The 18,451-nt window shown below is 72.5% G+C and carries 16 protein-coding genes; 9 read left to right on the top strand and 7 right to left on the bottom strand.

Annotation, left to right across the window (positions count from 1 at the left end):
• The first annotated feature begins 5 nt into the window (after positions 1-5).
• The 3 genes from ACH4U7_RS33205 to ACH4U7_RS33195 all read left to right on the top strand — a co-directional run bounded on the left by ACH4U7_RS33205 (position 6) and on the right by ACH4U7_RS33195 (position 3,875).
• Complete coding sequence (locus tag ACH4U7_RS33205) at positions 6-1,097, top strand: enolase C-terminal domain-like protein (RefSeq protein ID WP_398531637.1); 1,092 nt, start codon at positions 6-8, stop codon at positions 1,095-1,097.
• A 124-nt stretch (positions 1,098-1,221) separates the two neighbouring features.
• On the top strand, positions 1,222-1,779 hold the full coding sequence (locus ACH4U7_RS33200; RefSeq protein ID WP_398531473.1) for a type 1 glutamine amidotransferase domain-containing protein: 558 nt from the start codon (positions 1,222-1,224) through the stop codon (positions 1,777-1,779).
• Positions 1,776-3,875, top strand: coding sequence for a catalase (locus ACH4U7_RS33195; protein ID WP_398531472.1), 2,100 nt, complete (start codon positions 1,776-1,778; stop codon positions 3,873-3,875). The genes ACH4U7_RS33200 and ACH4U7_RS33195 overlap by 4 nt, the downstream gene beginning before the upstream one ends.
• Positions 3,876-3,944: 69 nt before the next feature.
• Here the strand turns inward: ACH4U7_RS33195 and ACH4U7_RS33190 are convergent, their stop codons facing one another.
• Positions 3,945-4,535: a TIGR03086 family metal-binding protein gene (locus ACH4U7_RS33190; protein WP_398531471.1), complete on the bottom strand. Its 591-nt coding sequence runs from the start codon at positions 4,533-4,535 to the stop codon at positions 3,945-3,947.
• 264 nt (positions 4,536-4,799) lie between these two features.
• Between ACH4U7_RS33190 and ACH4U7_RS33185 the strand changes: the two genes are divergently transcribed.
• The 3 genes from ACH4U7_RS33185 to ACH4U7_RS33175 all read left to right on the top strand — a co-directional run bounded on the left by ACH4U7_RS33185 (position 4,800) and on the right by ACH4U7_RS33175 (position 6,577).
• Positions 4,800-5,183: a DUF2795 domain-containing protein gene (locus tag ACH4U7_RS33185; protein ID WP_398531470.1), complete on the top strand. Its 384-nt coding sequence runs from the start codon at positions 4,800-4,802 to the stop codon at positions 5,181-5,183.
• 110 nt (positions 5,184-5,293) lie between these two features.
• Complete coding sequence (locus tag ACH4U7_RS33180) at positions 5,294-6,121, top strand: class I SAM-dependent methyltransferase (protein WP_398531469.1); 828 nt, start codon at positions 5,294-5,296, stop codon at positions 6,119-6,121.
• Positions 6,122-6,217: 96 nt separating this feature from the next.
• Positions 6,218-6,577 carry a VOC family protein gene (locus tag ACH4U7_RS33175; protein WP_089508994.1) on the top strand — a complete coding sequence of 120 codons (360 nt, stop codon included), beginning with the start codon at positions 6,218-6,220 and terminating at the stop codon, positions 6,575-6,577.
• Between the two features lie 9 nt (positions 6,578-6,586).
• Here ACH4U7_RS33175 and ACH4U7_RS33170 read toward each other — a convergent pair whose 3' ends face one another.
• The 6 genes from ACH4U7_RS33170 to ACH4U7_RS33145 all read right to left on the bottom strand — a co-directional run bounded on the left by ACH4U7_RS33170 (position 6,587) and on the right by ACH4U7_RS33145 (position 14,461).
• A complete protein-coding gene (locus tag ACH4U7_RS33170; protein ID WP_398531468.1) occupies positions 6,587-8,707 on the bottom strand; it encodes a DUF5107 domain-containing protein in 2,121 nt (706 codons plus the stop codon).
• Positions 8,708-8,800: 93 nt separating this feature from the next.
• Positions 8,801-9,346: a GNAT family N-acetyltransferase gene (locus ACH4U7_RS33165; RefSeq protein WP_398531467.1), complete on the bottom strand. Its 546-nt coding sequence runs from the start codon at positions 9,344-9,346 to the stop codon at positions 8,801-8,803.
• Positions 9,347-9,389: 43 nt separating this feature from the next.
• Positions 9,390-10,160, bottom strand: coding sequence for a 4'-phosphopantetheinyl transferase family protein (locus ACH4U7_RS33160; protein WP_398531466.1), 771 nt, complete (start codon positions 10,158-10,160; stop codon positions 9,390-9,392).
• A 53-nt stretch (positions 10,161-10,213) separates the two neighbouring features.
• Entirely contained in the window at positions 10,214-12,256 is a 2,043-nt protein-coding gene (locus tag ACH4U7_RS33155; protein WP_398531465.1) for a prolyl oligopeptidase family serine peptidase, read from the bottom strand.
• Positions 12,257-12,270: 14 nt separating this feature from the next.
• On the bottom strand, positions 12,271-13,635 hold the full coding sequence (locus ACH4U7_RS33150; protein WP_398531464.1) for a M20/M25/M40 family metallo-hydrolase: 1,365 nt from the start codon (positions 13,633-13,635) through the stop codon (positions 12,271-12,273).
• Positions 13,628-14,461, bottom strand: coding sequence for a M55 family metallopeptidase (locus tag ACH4U7_RS33145; protein WP_398531463.1), 834 nt, complete (start codon positions 14,459-14,461; stop codon positions 13,628-13,630). The genes ACH4U7_RS33150 and ACH4U7_RS33145 overlap by 8 nt, the downstream gene beginning before the upstream one ends.
• A gap of 126 nt (positions 14,462-14,587) precedes the next feature.
• On the opposite strand from ACH4U7_RS33145, the gene ACH4U7_RS33140 reads away from it, so the two are divergent.
• From ACH4U7_RS33140 to ACH4U7_RS33130, 3 genes are all read left to right on the top strand, one after another.
• Entirely contained in the window at positions 14,588-14,941 is a 354-nt protein-coding gene (locus ACH4U7_RS33140) for a DUF4333 domain-containing protein (protein ID WP_398531462.1), read from the top strand.
• 156 nt (positions 14,942-15,097) lie between these two features.
• Positions 15,098-15,283, top strand: a complete 186-nt coding sequence (locus ACH4U7_RS33135; RefSeq protein WP_398531461.1) for a hypothetical protein — start codon at positions 15,098-15,100, stop codon at positions 15,281-15,283.
• A gap of 119 nt (positions 15,284-15,402) precedes the next feature.
• Positions 15,403-18,423, top strand: coding sequence for an AAA family ATPase (locus ACH4U7_RS33130; protein WP_398531636.1), 3,021 nt, complete (start codon positions 15,403-15,405; stop codon positions 18,421-18,423).
• Positions 18,424-18,451 lie beyond the last annotated feature (28 nt).

The raw sequence follows: 18,451 nt of genomic DNA, 5'->3' as shown, positions 1-18,451 counted from the left end.
CGGACATGAAGGTCGACCGGCTGGACGTCACGGCGTACACGGTGCCGACCGATGCCCCGGAGGCGGACGGCACCCTCGCCTGGAACGAGACGACCGTCGTGGTGGTGGAGGCCCGCGGCGCGCAGACGACCGGCCTCGGCTGGACCTACGCCCCCGCGGACGCCGGGTCGGTGGTGCACGACCTGCTGCGCGGCGAGGTGCTGGGGCGCTCCCCGCTGGATGTGGCGGGGGCGAACGAGGCGATGAGCCGCGCGGTGCGCAACGCCGGCCGCCCGGGCCTGGTGGCCTGCGCGATCTCCGCGGTGGACCTGGCGCTGTGGGACCTCAAGGCGCGGCTGCTGGGTGTGCCGCTGGTCCGTCTGATCGGGGCGGTGCGCGAGACGGTGCCGGTCTACGGCTCGGGCGGCTTCACCACGTACCACGACACACATCTCGCCACCCAGCTGACCGGCTGGGTGCGCGGACACGGCATCGACCGCGTCAAGATCAAGATCGGCGAGGACCGGGGCCGCGCCGTCGAGCGCGACCTGGCCCGGGTGCGCCATGCCCGGGAGACCGTCGGCCCGCACACCGAGCTGTACGTGGACGCCAATGGCGCGTACACCCGCAAGGAGGCGGTGCGGGTGGGCCATGCGCTGGCCGAGCAGGGAGTGGGCTGGTTCGAGGAGCCGGTGTCCTCCGACGACCTGGAGGGGCTGCGGGTCGTCCGCGACGCGGTGGTGTGCGATGTGGCGGCCGGTGAGTACGGCTACGACCTGCCGTACTTCGCCCGGATGGCGCCGGTCGTCGACTGTCTGCAGGCGGACGCCACGCGCTGTGGCGGCCTCACGGTGTGGCTGCGTGCCGCGGCCGTCGCCGAGGCCCACGGCCTGGAGCTGTCCGCACACTGCGCGCCACACGCACACGCCCATGCAGCCGCGTGTGTGCCCAATCTGCGCCACATGGAGTGGTTTCACGACCATGTGCGCATCGAGTCCGCGTACTTCACGGGCGCGCTCGACCCCACAGGTGGCACGGTACGGCCGGGGGTGAGCGGCGAGCCGGGACACGGCATGACCTTCCGGCACGAGGCCGCCACCGCGTATCGCGTGCTGTGACACACCTGCACACCTCCCCATCCGTCCCTCGTCCATGACGTTCCGGTTTCGGCCCCATCCGGCTGGCTACCCGCTCCGCGGAGCACCCGGAGCCGACACCCGGGGCCGAAAGGACGTGAACACCATGCAGATCGCCTTCCTCGTCGCGCCGGAAGGCACCGAGCAGGTGGAGCTCACCGACCCGTGGCAGGCGGTCCGGGGCGCCGGCGGCACGCCCCGCCTGGTGTCCACGAGGCCCGGCCGCGTGCAGGCGTTCCACCACCTCGACAGGGCGGACACCTTCGCCGTGGACCGGGCCCTCACCGATACGACGGTCGACGAGTACGACGGTCTGGTGCTGCCCGGCGGGGTCGCCAACCCGGATTACCTGCGTCTGAACGCGAGGGCCGTGGCCTTCGCCAAGGGCTTCTTCGACGCGGGCAAGCCGGTCGCCGCGATCTGCCACGCCCCCTGGACCCTGGTGGAGGCCGACGTGGTGCGCGGCCGGACCCTCACCTCCTGGCCGAGTCTGCGCACCGATATCCGCAACGCGGGCGGCACCTGGGTGGACGAGCAGGTGCAGATCTGCGAGAGCGGTCCCAACACCCTGATCACCAGCCGTAAGCCGGACGATCTCAAGGCGTTCTGCGAGGCATTCCTCGATGTGTTCGCCGGGCTCGGCAAGAAGGGAGCGTCGCGATGACCGATCGCAAGGAACGGCAGCGCGAGATGTACCGCGCCGCCGACCCCGCCGAGGGGCCGCTGACCACGGACCAGGGGGTGGCGGTCGACCACACCGACGACTCGCTCACCGTGGGTGAGCGCGGCCCGACGCTGATGGAGGACTTCCACTTCCGCGAAAAGCTCATGCACTTCGACCATGAGCGGATCCCGGAGCGGGTGGTGCACGCACGCGGCGCGGGCGCGTACGGATACTTCGAGCCGTACGAGTCCTGTGCGGAGTTCACCCGGGCCGCCTTCCTCCAGGACCCGTCCGTGCAGACTCCGGTGTTTGTGCGGTTCTCGACGGTGCAGGGGCCGCGTGGCTCGTCGGACACGGTGCGCGATGTGCGTGGCTTCGCCACGAAGTTCTACACCTCCGAGGGCAACTACGACCTGGTCGGCAACAACATGCCGGTGTTCTTCATCCAGGACGGCATCAAGTTCCCGGACTTCGTGCACGCGCTCAAACCCGAGCCACAGAACGAGATCCCCACCGGCGCGTCCGCCCATGACACACTGTGGGACTTCGTATCGCTTCAGCCCGAAACCATGCACATGATGATGTGGCTGATGTCCGACCGGGCCATTCCGCGCAGCTTCCGCATGATGCAGGGATTCGGGGTGCACACCTTCCGGTTCGTGGACGCGCGGGGCCGGGGGACCTTTGTGAAGTTCCACTGGAAGCCCAAGCTCGGGGTGCACTCGCTGGTCTGGGACGAGGCGCAGGAGTGCCAGGGCCGGGACGCGGACTTCAACCGGCGCGATCTGTGGCAGGCGATCGAGTCGGGCGAGTACCCGGAGTACGAGCTGGGGGTGCAGCTGGTCCCGGAGGAGGACGAGTTCACCTTCGACTTCGATCTGCTCGACGCCACGAAGATCATTCCGGAGGAGCAGGTGCCGGTCCGGCCCATCGGCCACATGGTGCTGAACCGCAACCCGGAGAATTTCTTCGCGGAGACCGAGCAGGTGGCCTTCCACACCGGCAATGTCGTGCCCGGTATCGACTTCACCAACGACCCGCTGCTCCAGGCCCGTAACTTCTCGTATCTGGACACCCAGCTGATCCGGCTGGGCGGGCCCAACTTCGCGCAGCTCCCGGTGAACCAGCCGGTGGCCCCGGTCCGCACCAACCAGCGCGACGGCTACCACCAGACGGCCATCCACAGCGGGACCAGCTACTCCCCGAACTCGCTGGGTGGCGGCTGCCCGGCCATCGCCGGCGCGGACGGGTACGCGTTCTCGCACTACGCCGAGCGGGTCGACGGCGCCAAGATCCGCAAGCGCAGCGAGAGCTTCAAGGACTTCTACAGCCAGGCCGCGCTGTTCTGGAACAGCATGAGCGACTGGGAGCGGCGGCACATCGTCGACGCGTTCCGCTTCGAGCTGGGCAAGGTCGGCGCGGTGCAGGTGCGCGAGCGTACGGTCGGCGAGCTGGCGCATATCGACCAGACCCTGGCCACGGCCGTGGCCGAGGGCATCGGGGTGGCGCCACCCGCCCCGGTGAAGACCGAGCACAAGCCCGTGGCCTCCCCCGCGCTCAGCCTGGAGAACCTGCGCGGCGACGGCTCCATCCGCACCCGCCAGATCGCGGTGCTGGTCACCGACGGGGTGGACACCGAACAGCTCACCCAGGCCCAGGAGGCGCTGAGCGCGCAGGGCGCCGTCGTCGAGGCCCTGGCCGACCACGACGGGAAGGTGCGCGGCGCCGACGGAAACGGCTATGCGGTGGACCGGGCGCTGCCGACGGTCGCCTCGGTGCTCTACGACGCGGTGCTGCTGCCCGGCGGGCCGACCGGCACCCCGGAGCTGAGGTCGGACGAGACGGCGATGCGGTTCGTCCGGGACGCGTACCGGCACGGCAAGGCGATCGGGGCGCTGGGCTCGGGCGTGGGCATCCTGTCCGCGCTGGAGCCGGAGAGGCTGCATATCGCCTCGGGCCATGGGCATGTGTGCGCGGACCGGGGGGTGGTCACGGACGCCACGACGGGGACGGCGAGCGAGGAGTTCACCCGGGCCTTCACCGAGGCCATCGCCGCCCACCGGCACTGGGACCGCCCCCGGCTGCCCACCTGCTGACAAACCGGAGCGGGCACCGCGCCGACGAGGCGCAGTGCCCGCTCCGCCGTATTCCGCGTCCGCGTTTCTTCAGGCCTCGCGGCCGAGGAGCGCGAGCAGCCTGGTCTGGGCGTCGGCCCCCGACGGGGGCTCGACGGCTGCGGCGAACATCCCGCTCTTCTCCAGCTCCGCCGCGTACGGCGCCACCGCCCGCACCGAGAAGTCGACCAGCGGCTTCGGGATCCGCTCGTCCGCCCCGATGGCCCGGGACAGATCCCACGCATGGACCGCGGCGTCGATCGTGATCTCCGCGCAGTACTCCGCGGCGGGGCTCTCACCGTAGGAGAGCTCGACCGTCCGCTCCAGGGCCCCCGGGGCGGCGAACGCCTCGCGGGCCGCGGTGGCCGCCTTGTCCCAGGCGGCGACGGGGTCATCGCCCAGCAGATCGCCCTCGAAACTGTCGCCCTGCTCGGCGATCGTCCGGCCCTCCCGTACCAGCGGCGGCACCCACATCTGCTCGACCGCCAGATGGTTGACCAGATCGCGTACGGTCCACTCGCTGCACGGCGTCGGGTCGTCCCACTGGTCCGGCCGGATGGCGTGCACCCGCTCGGTGAAGAGATCCAGCGCCTCACCGTGCCTGGCGAGCAGCGGATTGCCACGGCCGGACCGCTCAGCCATATTCATCGGCTCATCGGTCATACGCGACAGGTACCCCTGCCCCGCGGGGCCTAACACGGCAACCGCACCCGCCACAGACGCGAAGAAAAACGGACACGGCATCGGGCGCGGGCCCCTGAACTCCCGCACCCGATGCCGCTCCTCACTCCCGAATGGCCGCTCGGCCGACCAACGGGTCCCCTCCCCGGGCGCGGTCAAACGTCGTGTCGTTGGCCGCGCGGAGGGTACGCGGGGAGGACCAGAAGCGAAGGCGAGGACGATGCCATGCAACGAGGCAGCAACCGAATGAGCGCCCACAAGGACGACGAGTTGAAGCACGAGCTTCAGGAGCTGATGCGCTCGGGCCGTCCCACCCGCGTCGACGAGTGGCACGACCCCGAGCCCGGCGCCGACGACGACCCCGCGGTCACCACGGGACCGGTGCCACCCATCGGTGGCATCGGCGAGTTCGAGGCGCTGCGGTTCGAACTGGCCCGCCATGTGGGGCGCACCCCGTTCCCGGCCAAGCGCGGGGCCCTGCTGCACGCCCTGCACGAGGCGCACGCCCCGGACCGGCTGACCGAGCTGGTGGCGCAGCTGCCCGAGGACCGCACGTACCGCACGGTGCAGGAGGTCGTCTCCGGGCTGGGCCTGCACCCCAGGACATAGCGCCCGGGACACACCCCTTCGACCGAATAATGAGACGCCTCTCTCGCGATACGAGATGGCGGCGTACGGTGGCGACAGTCCATCAGGTCGCCTCGAAGGGGAGCCGAGCCATGCCCGACGACGCCAGCCCAGCCACCGCCACCGCCGTCTACACGCACGGACACCACGAGTCGGTGCTGCGCTCACACACCTGGCGCACCGCCGCCAACTCCGCCGCGTATCTGACCGGCCTGCTCAAGCCCCATATGCGGATCCTGGACATCGGCTGCGGCCCCGGCACCATCACCGCCGACCTGGCCGAGTTGGTCCCCCAGGGCGAGGTCATCGGGGTGGACACCGCACCCGGCGTCCTGGAGCAGGCCCGGTCGGTGGCCGCGGAGCGCGGAGTGCCCAATGCCCACTTCGCGGTCGGCGATGTCCACAACCTGGACTACCCCGACGATTCGTTCTGCGTCGTCCACGCCCATCAGGTGCTGCAACACCTCGGCGACCCGGTGGCCGCGCTGCGCGAGATGCGCCGGGTGTGCAAACCGGGCGGCATCGTGGCGGTGCGCGACTCCGACTACTCCGCCATGACGTGGTACCCGGCCGTCCCCGGCCTGGACGACTGGGCTGCCCTCTACCAGCGGGTGGCCCGCGCCAACGGCGGCGAACCGGACGCCGGCCGCAGGCTGCTGTCCTGGGCCCGCCAGGCGGGCTTCACCGACATCACCGCGACCGCCGGCACATGGTGTTACGCCACGGCCGAGGAGCGGGCGTGGTGGAGCGGCCTGTGGGCCGACCGCACCGTCGCCTCGTCGTATGCCCAGCGGGCGGTGGAGGCCGGCCACGCCACGGAGGACGAGCTGCGGCGGATCGCGGACGCGTGGCGGGAGTGGGGCACGGCGGAGGACGGCTGGTTCACCGTCCTGCACGGTGAACTCATCTGCCGCGTCTGAGCCCGTACGACGCCCGCACGGCACCCGATACCACGCGCGGCGCGCGGGCTCACGCCACGTGTGACGCCCGGCGCCTCGTCAACTAGGCTCGCGCGCATGGACATTCTCGGGACCTCGCTACGGGTGTGCGTCAATGATCTGGACGCGGCGATCGCCGTGTACGAACGGCTGACCGGCGCCGAGGCGCTGCGCTTCCAGCGCGGGGGTGTCGCGGTGGCGGCCGTCGGCTGCTTCTTCCTGATGAGCGGTCCCGAGGCGGAGCTGTCCATTCTCCGCAAGGTCACGGCGACGCTCGCGGTGACGGACGTGGACGAGGCGGTGGCCGATCTGAAGGCGGTGGGCGCGGAGATCATCGCCGGTCCGCTGCCCACCCCGATCGGCCGCAACCTGGTGGCCCGTCACCCCGACGGCTCGGTCTTCGAGTACGTCGACCGCAATCCGGGACAGGCCGCCTGACGGCCCCGGTTACGCGGGCCGCATCCGGAACTCGTACCGCTCCGGGAGCGGGTGCTCGGCGCGCGCCCGCTCCCGTACGCCGTCGGTCACCGGCTCCCCGCCGCCCGCGACGATCCGCTCCGCGATCGCGTACCAGGTGTCGCTGAGGGTCTCGTCGCCCTCGCGCAGATCCGCCACCTCGAAGCCCTCGTCGAAGATCGCCCGCGCGGCCACGGCATCGCCCTGGGCCAGCAGCACCTGGGCCATGAGCAGCCGGAAGCGGCCACGCTCACGGACGGCGGGGCGCAGCCCGTCCAGCACCGTACGCGCCTCCTCGGCACGCCCCACCGCGAGCAGCGCGGCCACCGCCTCGCGCGCGAGCGCGGCCTCGGCCGCCTCCGTCGCGACGGGATCCGTTACGGCCGGATCCGCGAGCGCCGCCCGGCCGTGCGCGCGCCCGACGGCCACCCGCGCATCCAGGGCTCCCGCGAGCTCCGGAGCCCGGTCCTCGGCGAGGATCAAGTCCATCGCCCGCAGCAGCCGATCCGCGGCACGCGCCGAGTGACCGGCAGCAGTGTCGGCGACGGCCAGGCAGCGCAGCGCCCACGGCGTCTCCGTACACCGCAGTGACCGCTCCCAGCTGCGGGTGGCCTGGGCGCGGTCGCCCGCGTGCCACTGGGCCACGCCCAGGTGGTATTCGGCGGCGGCCGTGGAGGGCGCCGACTCCAGGAGATCGCGCCAGGCCGGGGCGGTCAGGGAGCAGCCGGGGTCGGCCGGGGGTGCGCCCGCCGCCCAGGCCGGAAACGCGCCGGTGCGCAGCAGGCGGCGCCACGGTTCCTGGGACTCGCCGAGGGTGTCCGGGTGGAAGGGGGTGCCGGGAAGCCGGTAGCCGGCGCGCTCCACCTCGAGCGCGCCCCAGCCGGAGCCGGTGGCCAGCCGCTCCCCCGGTTCGGCGTCGGCGTACGGGCGCCAGGCGGCGTAGGCCGCCGCCACGGCGGCGCGTGGCGCGGCGGACTCGAGCCGGGTCTCGACCTCCCGCCGGGCCGCCGCCCAGTTGTCGCCGTGGATCGCCGCCGGGTCGGTGGACAGCGGTCCGTACGCCTCCAGCCAGGCGAACTCCTCCCCCGCCTCCAGCCGGACGTGCTCCAGCTGGGTGCGGGCGAGCCCGGCCTGGATCTCGGCGTAGCCCGGGGTGCCGGGCTCGGTCAGCCACCGCTGCCAGCGCCGGCCGCCGGGCCCCGCGCCCCACAGGAAGAGCTTGCGGCCGCGCAGCTGGTCGGTGGAGGTCTGGACAAGGCCGTGGCCTTCCTGATCGAGCGAGGCGATCCAGGGGCGCACGTCGGCGGGCAGGTCGTAGAAGTAGTCGGCGGGGTAGTCGCCGTGCAGCGGGTACGTGCGGTCGGTGCCGTCCCACTCGGGCACGGGGACGTGGCGCAGGGTGCGGCTGTAGCCGAAGTGCCAGGCGCCGTCGGCGGGGGCGAGAACGCGGGTGCCCGCCGCCTCCGGGACGGCGATGTTGGACCACCAGTAGACGGGCGCGGGCCGGTGGTGCGGGTTGCGGATCCGTACCCCCACGTACAGGAAGTCGGAGTCTTCGGGCAGCCACAGGTCCACCTGGAAGGGCAGGTCGCGCAGCCGCTCCCACTCCCACAGCCGCACCATCTCGCCGCCGTCGGGCGCGGGAACGCGGGCCGCGTGCAGCGGGGCGCAGGCCAGCGTGGTGTGGCCGGTGGCGCCGATGTTCCACTCGATGCCGCCGGAGTACCAGGCGCCGCTGAGGCCGAAGTCGGCGGGCTGCAGCACCGGGTTGCGGTAGAGGAGTTCACGGCCGGTCGGCTTGTGGTGGAGGGAGTGGACCCGGCCGCCGAGGCCGGGCAGCACGGTGGCCCGCAGCCGGTCGTTCTCGAGGACGAGGGCGTCGAGCCCGGCGGGCGCCCGCCCGCGCCCGTAGCCGTCGCGCAGCCGCACCGGCAGCACCGAGCTCAGCGGCTCGTACGCGGCCTGGCGGGCCATGTCGGCGGGCAGTGTGGCGCGCGTGGGCTCGTCGATGCGGTGCACCTCGCGCGGGAGCCGCAGCGCGGGCAGGGGGTTCTCGGGCCCGAGCGGGGCGGTGGGAAGGGTCAGGGTGGTACGTCGCAGGCTCATGGCCACGGGCTGCCTCACTCCGACTGCCTTGGGTCGCCTCCGACTGCGGCGACCGTCCGGTGACCATGGAACAACGGCGCGGCCGACCTGAACAGAGCGTCAGCGCAGCGCTTCGAACATGTCGCTGGTGATGGCGTAGCGCTCGTGGTCACGCCACGCGCCGTTGATGTGGAGGTAGTCGGGCGAGAAGCCCTCAAGCCGGAAGCCGTACCGCTTCACCAGCGCCAGCGACGCCTCGTTGCCGGGCTGGATGTTGACCTCGATGCGGTGCAGTGCGAGGGGCCCGAAGGCGTAGCCCAGTACGAGCCCGAGCCCTTCGGAGACATAGCCGTGCCCGGCGTGGGGTGCGAAGGCCCCGTAGCCGATGGTGCCGCCCTGGAAGGCGCCGCGGACGATGCTGTTGATGTTGATGAAACCGGTGATCGCGCCGGTCTCGGGCAGGCAGACCAGGAACCCCTCGTGGTCGTCCCGCTCCAGCTTCGTCATGAAGATGTCGAAGGCTTCGTCGGTGGAGGGCGCGGTCAGCCACGGGTGGTGGAGGGCGGCGCTGGTGCGGGCGAGCCGGGTGAACTCCGCGCGGTCGGTCCGCTCGGTGTGGCGGATGGCCACGCGGGGTCCCACGGCTACGTACGGCGTGTCGGACATCCGCACATCTAAGCCGGTCGTGCCGCTGCCCGTCCAGCAAACCCTAGGAAGCCTGCTCCAGCAGCGCGTACGCCGCCGCGTACCCAACTGTGACATCAGCGGCTGACGCCGCGGCGGAGTCGGCGGCGGCCGCCGCGAGGTGGTCGGTGGGGAGGTCGGTCAGCGTCCAGGGGCCGACCGGCACCGACCGCTCGCCCGTGCCGACGTAAGCGATCGCCGGGTCCTGGGACAGGCCCGTGCCGATGCCCTTGAGATACGCCTCCTTACGCGTCCAGCAGCGCGCGAAGGCAGCGGGGCGGTCGACGGCGGCGAGCGCGGCAAGTTCGGCGCGCTCGGTGGGGTGCAGGCTCTGGGCGACCTGGTCCACGACGGAGACGGGCTGCACCCTCTCCACATCGGCGCCGATCGGCGAGCCCGCGAAGGCGAACAGCACCAGATCGCCGGCGTGCGACATGTTGAAGTGCAGCGGCATGCCGACCACGGCGGGGCGGCCGTGGGGCCCGCCACAGCCAGGGCAGTCCTCCCGGGTGAACGGCACCGCCGCGGGCTCCATGTCCAGGTAGGCGCCAAGCAGTTCCCGCAGGCCCACATGCGCGGCCGTGTACCGCTGCTGGTCCTCCGTCCGTACGAACTTCGCGGCGCGCTCCCGCTCCTCGGCGTCGAGGATCTTGCCGGGCGCGCCCTGGTCCATGGCGGAGACGTACCGGGAGACGCTGAGCAGCCAGGTCTCGGGCGCGCCGAGCGGCCACGCTCCGGCCGCGGCGGCGGGCAGCGGATCGCGGCCGACGACGCGCGACGCCCTTGGGGATGTCAACTCGCTCCTCCAGGTGGGTGACAGGGGCAGTGCCGCGGCTCACGCTACGCGGTTCAGTCAGTCAGCTCCAGGGCCGGAACGCCGGGCGGGGTCAGGCCGAATGTCCTTGCGTACAGGCCGAGTTCGGCCTCCACGGCGCGGATCATGGTGTCCGCCCGGCGGAAGCCGTGCCCCTCGCCCTCGAAGGTGAGATACGCGTGCGGGACGCCGCGCCCGGCGACCGCCGCCAGGAAGCGCTCGCACTGCACGGGCGGGCAGACCCGGTCGTCCAGGCCCTGCAGCAGCAGGAAGGGCGCGGAGACACCGTCGGCGCGGTAGGCCGGCGAGCGGTCGCGGTAGCGGTCGGGGACCTCGGCGAGGGGACCGATCAGCGTCTCCGTATAGCGCGATTCGAAGTCGTGCGTTCCCTCGCCGGTCCAGTCCGTGAGGTCGAGGACCGGGTATTTGACCGTGCCGCACGCGTACAGCTTGGTGGTGGCGAGCGAGGCCGCCGCGGTCCAGCCGCCCGCGCTGCCGCCCCGGATGGCGAGCCGGGCCCGGTCGGCGCTGCCCTCCTCGGCCAGCGCCTCGGCGACGGCCGCGCAGTCCTCGACGTCCACCACGCCCCACTGCTCGCACAGCCGGTCCCGGTAGGCGCGGCCGTAGCCCGTCGAGCCGCCGTAGTTGACCTCGGCGACGCCGATGCCGCGCGAGGTGAAGTACGCGATCTCCAGGTCGAGTACGAGCGGGGCGCGGTCGGTCGGGCCGCCGTGCGCCCACACCACATACGGCGGCGCCTCGCCGTCGGGCGCGGTGTGGCCGGGGTTGTGCGGGGGGTAGATGTGCGCGTGGACCTCCCGGCCGTCCGGCCCGGCGAAGGTGCGCTCCACCGGCCGCGGGTAGTAGGCCGGGTCGACGGGGTCGGTGTGCGCAGCGCCGATCACTCGGGCGTAGCCGGTGCGGGTGTCCAGCTCGACCACCTCGTACGAGCTGTGCGCGCTCGCGGCGACACCGACCACCCGGCTGTCGGCCACGGCGAGCGTCGCCTCCCACTCGGTCCAGTGGCCCGGTGCGTCGGCCAGCTCGCCGCTGCGCGGATCGAGGATGCCGAGCCGGGCGGCGCCCCGGCCGTGCACGACGGCGATCAGCCCGCCGGACAACAAAGCGAACCAGCGCCTGCCGAGTGTCCACAGCGGTCCGCCGAACTCCTCCAGGCGGTGGGGTCCGACCGTGGTGCTCGCGATGACCCCGTCGCCTGCCGTGTCGGGATCGATGCGCTGCAGCTGCCACCAGCCGCTGAGGTCGGAGACGAACAGCAGGGTGCCATCGGCGGCCCATTCGACCTGCACCACCGACTCGTCGGTCTCCCCCACCACCGGGCGCACGCCCTGGAAGCGGCCGTCCTCCGTCACCTCCGCCACCATCACGACCGTGCCGTCCCACGGCATCTGCGGATGGTCCCAGGCGATCCAGGCCACCCGCCGCCCGTCCGGGGAGAGCTGGGGCCCGGTGACGAAGCGGTGGCGGACGTCGGTGAGCTCGCGCACCGCCGTACGGTCGTCGGCGGCCGAGCCGTCCAGCGGCACCGCGGCGATCACACGGCGTACGTCGGTCGGCCCCTCGCCGGTGAACTCCTCCAGTACGCCCCACACTTCGCCACGGTCGGCGTGCAGCCGCAGATCCGCCCAGCGCAGCCCGCCGCCGACGGCCGAGACCGGGGTCAGCGGGCGCGGCGGAGCGCCGGTCGGGTCGTCCGGCTCGTACGCGTACAGCCGCTGGTCCGCGAAGTGCGCGAAGACGACGAGCGGGCCGCCCGCCGGGCGGGGCACGGCGGCCCACGGCAGCCCGCCGTACTCCATGACCCTGCTGCGCACATTCCACGGCGCGGGCAGCGCGCTGATCTCCGCGCCACCGGGCCGGAGCCGCATCAGCGTGCGGCGGCCGCCCTCGTCGGGGCGCGGCGCGGTCCACCACACCTCGTCGCCGACCGTGCCCACGTACTCCGGGCGGCCGCCGTGCGACGCGGCGAGCGCGGCGTCGATCGGGGACCGCCAAGCGCCGTAGGGGGTCGTGGCCGCCGTGTCGTCACCCATCCGGTCACCTAACTTGTCGTTCATGCCGTCGCCCACCCTCAGGCCCTCCGCAGGAAGTGGTCGAGCACCCGGACGCCGAAGTGCAGCGCGTCGACCGGCACCCGCTCGTCCACGGCGTGGTAGAGCGCCTGGTAGTCGAAGCCCTCGGGCAGCCGCAGCGGCGAGAAGCCGTATCCGACGATGCCGAGCCGGGAGAACTGCTTGGCGTCCGTGCCGCCGGACATGCAGTACGGCACGGCGTGTCCACCCGGGTCGAAGTGTTCGACCGCGGCCCGCATGGCCGCGAAGACCGGGCTGTCGGGCGGGGCCTGAAGGGCCGGCGACCGGTGGTGGAACTCCCAGTCGACGTCCGGCCCGGTCAGCCGGTCCAAGGTGGTGTGGAACTCCTCTTCGCCGCCCGGCACGATCCGGCCGTCCACATACGCCGTGGCGCTTCCGGGGATGACGTTGACCTTGTAACCGGCCTCCATCACCGTCGGGTTGGCGCTGTTGCGGACCGTCGGCTCGATGAGGGCCGCGGCGGGCCCCAGCTCGGCCAGCAGCGCGTCGACGTCGAAGTCGGCCTCGAAGTCTGCCTCGAAGTCGGCCGCGGCCACCTCGGCCTTGACCCCGCGCAGCGCCGCGATCTCGGTCAGCGCGGCCTTCACGGTCGGCGTCAGCCGCACCGGCCAGCGGTGTTCGCCGATCCGCGCCACGGCGGCGGCCAGCCGGCTGACCGCGTTATCGCGGTTGACCTTCGAGCCGTGTCCGGCCGTGCCCCGGGCGGTGAGCTTCAGCCAGGCCGTACCGCGCTCCCCCGCCGCGATGGGGTACAGCCGTATCCCGTTTCCCGCGTGGAAGGTGAAGGCGCCCGATTCGCTGATGCCCTCCGTACAGCCCTCGAACAGCTCGGCGTGCTCATCGGCGAGAAAGCCGGAACCCGCCTCCGCGCTGTCCTCCTCGTCCGCGGTGAAGGCCAGCACGATGTCGCGGCGCGGCCGCACCCCCGCGCGGGCCCAGGCGCGGACGGCGGCGAGCACCATCGCGTCCATGTTCTTCATGTCGATGGCACCCCGGCCCCACACCACGCCGTCACACACGTCCCCCGAGAAGGGGTGCACGCTCCAGTCGGCGGGCTCGGCGGGCACCACGTCCAGATGGCCGTGGACCAGCAGCGCGGGGGCGGACGGGTCGGTGCCCGCGATCCGCGCGACGACGTTCGTACGCCCCGGGTCCCGCTCCAGCAAGGTGGTGTCGATGTCCACCTCGCCCAGCCGCTCCGCGACGTATTCGGCGGCGGGGCGCTCGGCGCAGTCGCCGCCGCCGCGGTTGGTGGTGTCGATACGGATCAGCTCGGAGGTGAACCGCACCACCTCCTCCAGCGCCCGCGCATCTATCACCTCGGCCGGCTCCAGCTCACCCATACTGCTCCTCCACCGCGGCCGATACGAGCGTGGTGACCGCCTTGAAGCAGCGGATGCCCTCGTACATGGTCGGTGAGGTGTACGCCACCCGCCGCACCCCGCTGCGCTCCACCCCCGGTACGACGGTGGCCGCGCCCACCAGGTGTTCCGCGTCGAACTCCAGCTCCACGGTGAAGGGCCCGGCCTGCACCGGCTCATGACGCACCGCCAGCGGCGTCGCCTCCCGGGCCGCCGCCCGGATGTCCGCCGCCGTACGGGCCGGGGTGCGGCACACCGCCGCGTACCGCGACACATAGTCCTTCACCGCGACCGACCGCGCCCCGGGCGCGTACCCCTTGGCGTCCTCGCACGTCCGGTCGTCCCCGGTGACCAGCACCACGGGCACCCCGTACTCGGCGACGACCAGCGAGTTGAGCCGCCCCTCGCTCGCGGGCACGCCGTCCACCCACACACCGGTGATGGAGTTGGCGAGATAGGTGTGCGCGAGCACGCCCTCGGTCCCCGCGCCGGTGTGATAGCCGACGAACGCGATCCCGTCCACATCGCCGTGCTGCACACCCTCGACCATGCTCAGGCTCTTGTGCTTGCCCGTGAGCATGACGGCCCGTTCGTCCAGCTCCTCCAGCAGCAGATTGCGCATGGTCCAGTGCGCCTCGTTGATCAGCACCTCGTCCGCGCCCCCGTCGAAGAAGCCGGTGACGGCCGCGCTCACATCGGAGGTGAACAGACGGCGGCAGCGCTCCCACTGCGGCGTGCCGGGCAGCACATCCGCGGGCCAGGTCACGCCCGTGGCGCCTTCCATGTCGGCGCTGATGAGGATCTTCAAGACTGTCCCCGCTCCTCCCAGGTCACTGTGCTCACCTTCTCACCTGCCCCTCAACATGCCCGGGGCACGCCGCCGACTATGCTTCCTGTGTCTTCTTGTCATGATCACCCAGACCGGAGTTCCACCATGCCCCTCATCCGGTTGTCCGCAACAACATCGCTCCTCACGGCCGTAGCCGCGGGCGCGCTGCTCGTCGGCTGCTCGGCCGAGGTCACGGTCGAAAAGTCCACGCCGAAACTGTCCGCGGACAAGCTCGCCACCACGGTCGCCGAAAAGCTCGCCGCCACAACGGGCCAGGCAAAGCCGAACATCACCTGCCCCGAGTCCCTCGAGGGCAAGGTCGACACGACCACCCGGTGCAAGCTCACCGCGGACGACGGCAGCACCCTGGGCGTCACGGTCACGGTGACCGGCGTCGACGGCAACAAAATCAACTTCGACGTCAAGGCCGACAACACGCCCACCCCGGCCCCGAGCTGACCACCACGCCCATGCTTGGAACTCCTAAGGTGCCCTTACCCCAGACCTAAGGCACCCCCTGCGCGGCAAGATCCGCAAGCCTCCCCATGTGGCGCCCCCACCTTGGACACGACGCTGGAAGCACAGCAAGAGACCAGCTCGTCCAAGGAGACCGTCATGTTGCACCACGAGTTCCAGGCCGCCCGCCAGGCCGCCATCCTGGCCCGCGCCGCGCGGCGCCGCCTGGTCCGCGAGGCCGAGCGGGACGCGAGGGCGGTCCGTACCACCGCCGACCGCACTTCCGACAGCACTTCTGGCGCCGACAGCCGCAAGCACTACTTCCTACGCTCACGACGCGCGTGAAACGTCCGCCGCTGACCCCGCGCCCTGTGACGGAGCAAGGGCATCGCGTGGCCGGGCACCCGGCCGCGGCGGCCCCCGCCGACGCCGAGACCGCTGTCCCTCACCTCGTACGACATGCGATGCTCGGCACCGTGCACAGCAGTCACATAAGCCCTGTCTTCGTAGGCCGCAGCGCCGAGCTCACCGCTCTCGACGAGGCCCTGTCCCGGGCGGACGCCGGGGAGCCCCGTGCCCTCTTCGTGGGCGGTGAGGCCGGCGTCGGCAAGACCCGGCTGATGCAGGAATTCCTCGGCCGGGCCGTCGCGGACGGGGCCGTCGTCGCCCTGGGCGGCTGCGTGGAAACCGGCGCCGACGCCCTGCCCTACCACCCCGTCTCGACCGCCCTGCGCTCCCTGCGCCGCCGGCTCGGCGCGGAGCTTGACGCTGCCATCGCCGGCCAGGAAGGCGAGCTCGCCCGGCTGCTGCCCGAACTCGGCGAGATGGACCGGGGACGCCCCGAAACCGAGGGCCGTGCCCGGCTCTTCGAGCTCACCGTCCGCCTCCTCGAGCACCTCGCCGCGGACCGGACCCTCGTGCTGGCCCTGGAGGACCTGCACTGGGCCGACCGTTCCACCCGCGAGCTGCTCAGCTATCTGCTGCGCGCCCTCACCCACAGCCGCCTGCTCATCGTCGCCACCTACCGCGCCGACGACCTGCACCGCCGCCACCCGCTGCGCCCCGCCCTCGCCGAGTACGAGCGGCTGCGCACCGTCACCCGCCTCGAACTGCCCCGCTTCGAGCGCACCGAGGTCCGCAGCCAGCTCGCCGCCATCCGCGGCGAGGCCCCGCCTGAGCGGGTACTGGACCAGATCTTCGAACGCTCCGAGGGCAACGCGTTCTTCGTCGAGGAGCTGGCCTGCAGCATCCTCGAAGGCTCACCGGGCGGCATCAGCGACTCCCTTCGCGACCTCTTGCTGGTCCGGGTCGAGGCGCTGCCGGACGAGGTGCAGCGCGTGGTGCGGATCGCCGCCGAGGGCGGCTCCGAGGTGGAATTCCGGCTGCTGGCCACCGTCACGCGCCTCGCCGAGGACGAACTGATCGAGACCCTGCGTACCGCTGTCGGCGCCGCCGTCCTGCTCCCCTCCGACGAGGGCGAGTCCTTCCGTTTCCGGCACGCCCTGATGCGCGAGGCCGTCGCCGGCGACCTGCTGCCCAGCGAGCGCTCCCGGCTCAGCCGCCGCTACGCCGAGGCGCTGGAGGTCGACCCCACGCTCGTACGGTCCGAGGAGCGGGCCGGGCGGCTGGCCGGCTACTGGTTCGACGCCCGCGACCCCGCCAAGGCGCTGCCCGCCGTGATCGCCGCGGCGGCCGCCGCCCGCGGCCGGCACGCGTTCGCCGAGCAGCACCATCTGCTGGAGCGGGCGCTGGAACTGTGGGACGACACCCCCGAGGAGCTGCGCCGCCGGACGATGCGGCAAGGCGCCGAGGACGGCCTGTACATGGCCATCTCCTCAGACGCGCCTGGGGACTTCCTGGACCTGCTCGCCGCGATCACCATCGCCGCGCGCCTCGCGGGAGAGCAGGAGCGAGCGCTCGCCATCTGCAAGCGGGCGCTGCGCAAGCTGGAGGGTGAGCCTCTGCGAGCGGCCTGGTTCTGGCTCGAGCGCTACCAGCTGGTGCGCGACCTCTCCCGTTCCGACGGCTGGGACGAGATCAGCCACGCCCGGAAACTGATGCGGGACCAGCCGCCTTCCTTCGTCCACGCCAAAGCGCTGACGCAGGCGGCGCACTGGTACGCCGTGCACCAGCCGACGACGACGGTGATGGAGACCGCGCAGCAGGCGGTGGAGCTCTGTCGGGTGACGGGCGCAGAGATCACCGGCCTTACCGCGCAGCTCACCCTGGCCTGGCTCACCATCCACTCGGGCGACGTCGAGGCCGGGCTCGAGCAGGCCCGCGCCGTGCTCGCCCGGGATCTGGAGCCGGGCAACGCCAACGTCCTGCTGCGCGGCTACGGCAACCTGTCCACGGCGCTGCACGGCCTTGGCCGCTACGCCGAGGCCGTCGAGACCGCCGAGCGGGGCAGCGGGCTCGCCGATCGGCACGGGTTGCCGGACACCGCCTCGTACATCGACGGCAACCTCGCCGAATCCCTCATTCAGCTCGGCCGCTGGGCCGACGCCGACGAAGCGCTCGAGCGGGGCCTCGGCCGCCGCGGGGTGAGCGTCCGTATCCGGGCGCTGATCGCCGAGCGGAGGGCCGAACTCGCCCTGGCCCGGGGCGCGTACGACGAGGCTCGGCGTCGGATGGAGGAGTCCGAAAGCAGCACCACCGGCCCCTACCCGGAGCCGCAGCACACCCTGGCCATGGGCCGCGTGGCCATCGCGCTGGCGGCCGCCGACGGCCGGATCCTCGACGCCCGCTCCCTGCTGGATGCGGCGGTCGGCGAGGCCATCCCGCCCGGCCATCACCGCTACGGCTGGCCGCTGTTGTACGAGGCCGCGGCGGCGGAGGCGCGGGCCCGTGCACTCGCGGTGGCCGAGCCGGGGCGCAAGGCGGCGGTGGAGCGGATCCGCAAGGCGATGGAAGGCCAGCCCGAATTCGCACCGCTGTGGGCCGCGCAGGCCCTGATGATCCAGGCCGAGCTGCTCACCACCGAGGGCCGGGACGCCACCGTCCGCTGGACGGAGGCGGTCGCCGCCGCCGAACAACTGGAGGCCCCGCCGCTGTTGGCCACCGCCCGGTTGCGGCTCGCGCACGCCCTGATCGCCCAGGGCGGCGACGGGTCCCGCGCCGCCGCCGGTGAGCTGCTGCGGCAGGCCGAGGCGGTAGCGCGCGAGCTGGGCGCGGCGCCACTGGAGACGGAGATCACCACGCTGGCCGGCCGCGCCCGGATCCCGCTGCGGCAGGCCGACGGGGAGACGGCCCCGCCCCCGACGCCGGCGGCGGCGCTGGGCCTGACCGCCCGGGAGCGGGACGTGCTGCGGCTGGTCGCCGCCGGGCGGAGCAACCGGCAGATCGCGGAGGAGCTGTTCATCTCACCGAAGACAGCGAGCGTGCATGTCTCCAACATCCTGACGAAGCTGGGCGCTTCAGGCCGGGGGGAGGCCGCGGCCATCGCGCACCGGCTGGGGGCCTTCGAGGAGCCGCGTAGGACTTAGAGACGGACCCGAGCCCAGACGGTCTTCC

This window comes from Streptomyces sp. NPDC020845, assembly GCF_044334165.1.
GTDB lineage: Bacteria > Actinomycetota > Actinomycetes > Streptomycetales > Streptomycetaceae > Streptomyces.
Note: the sequence above shows the minus strand (reverse complement) of the source record. Positions and strands in the feature narration are given on the sequence as shown.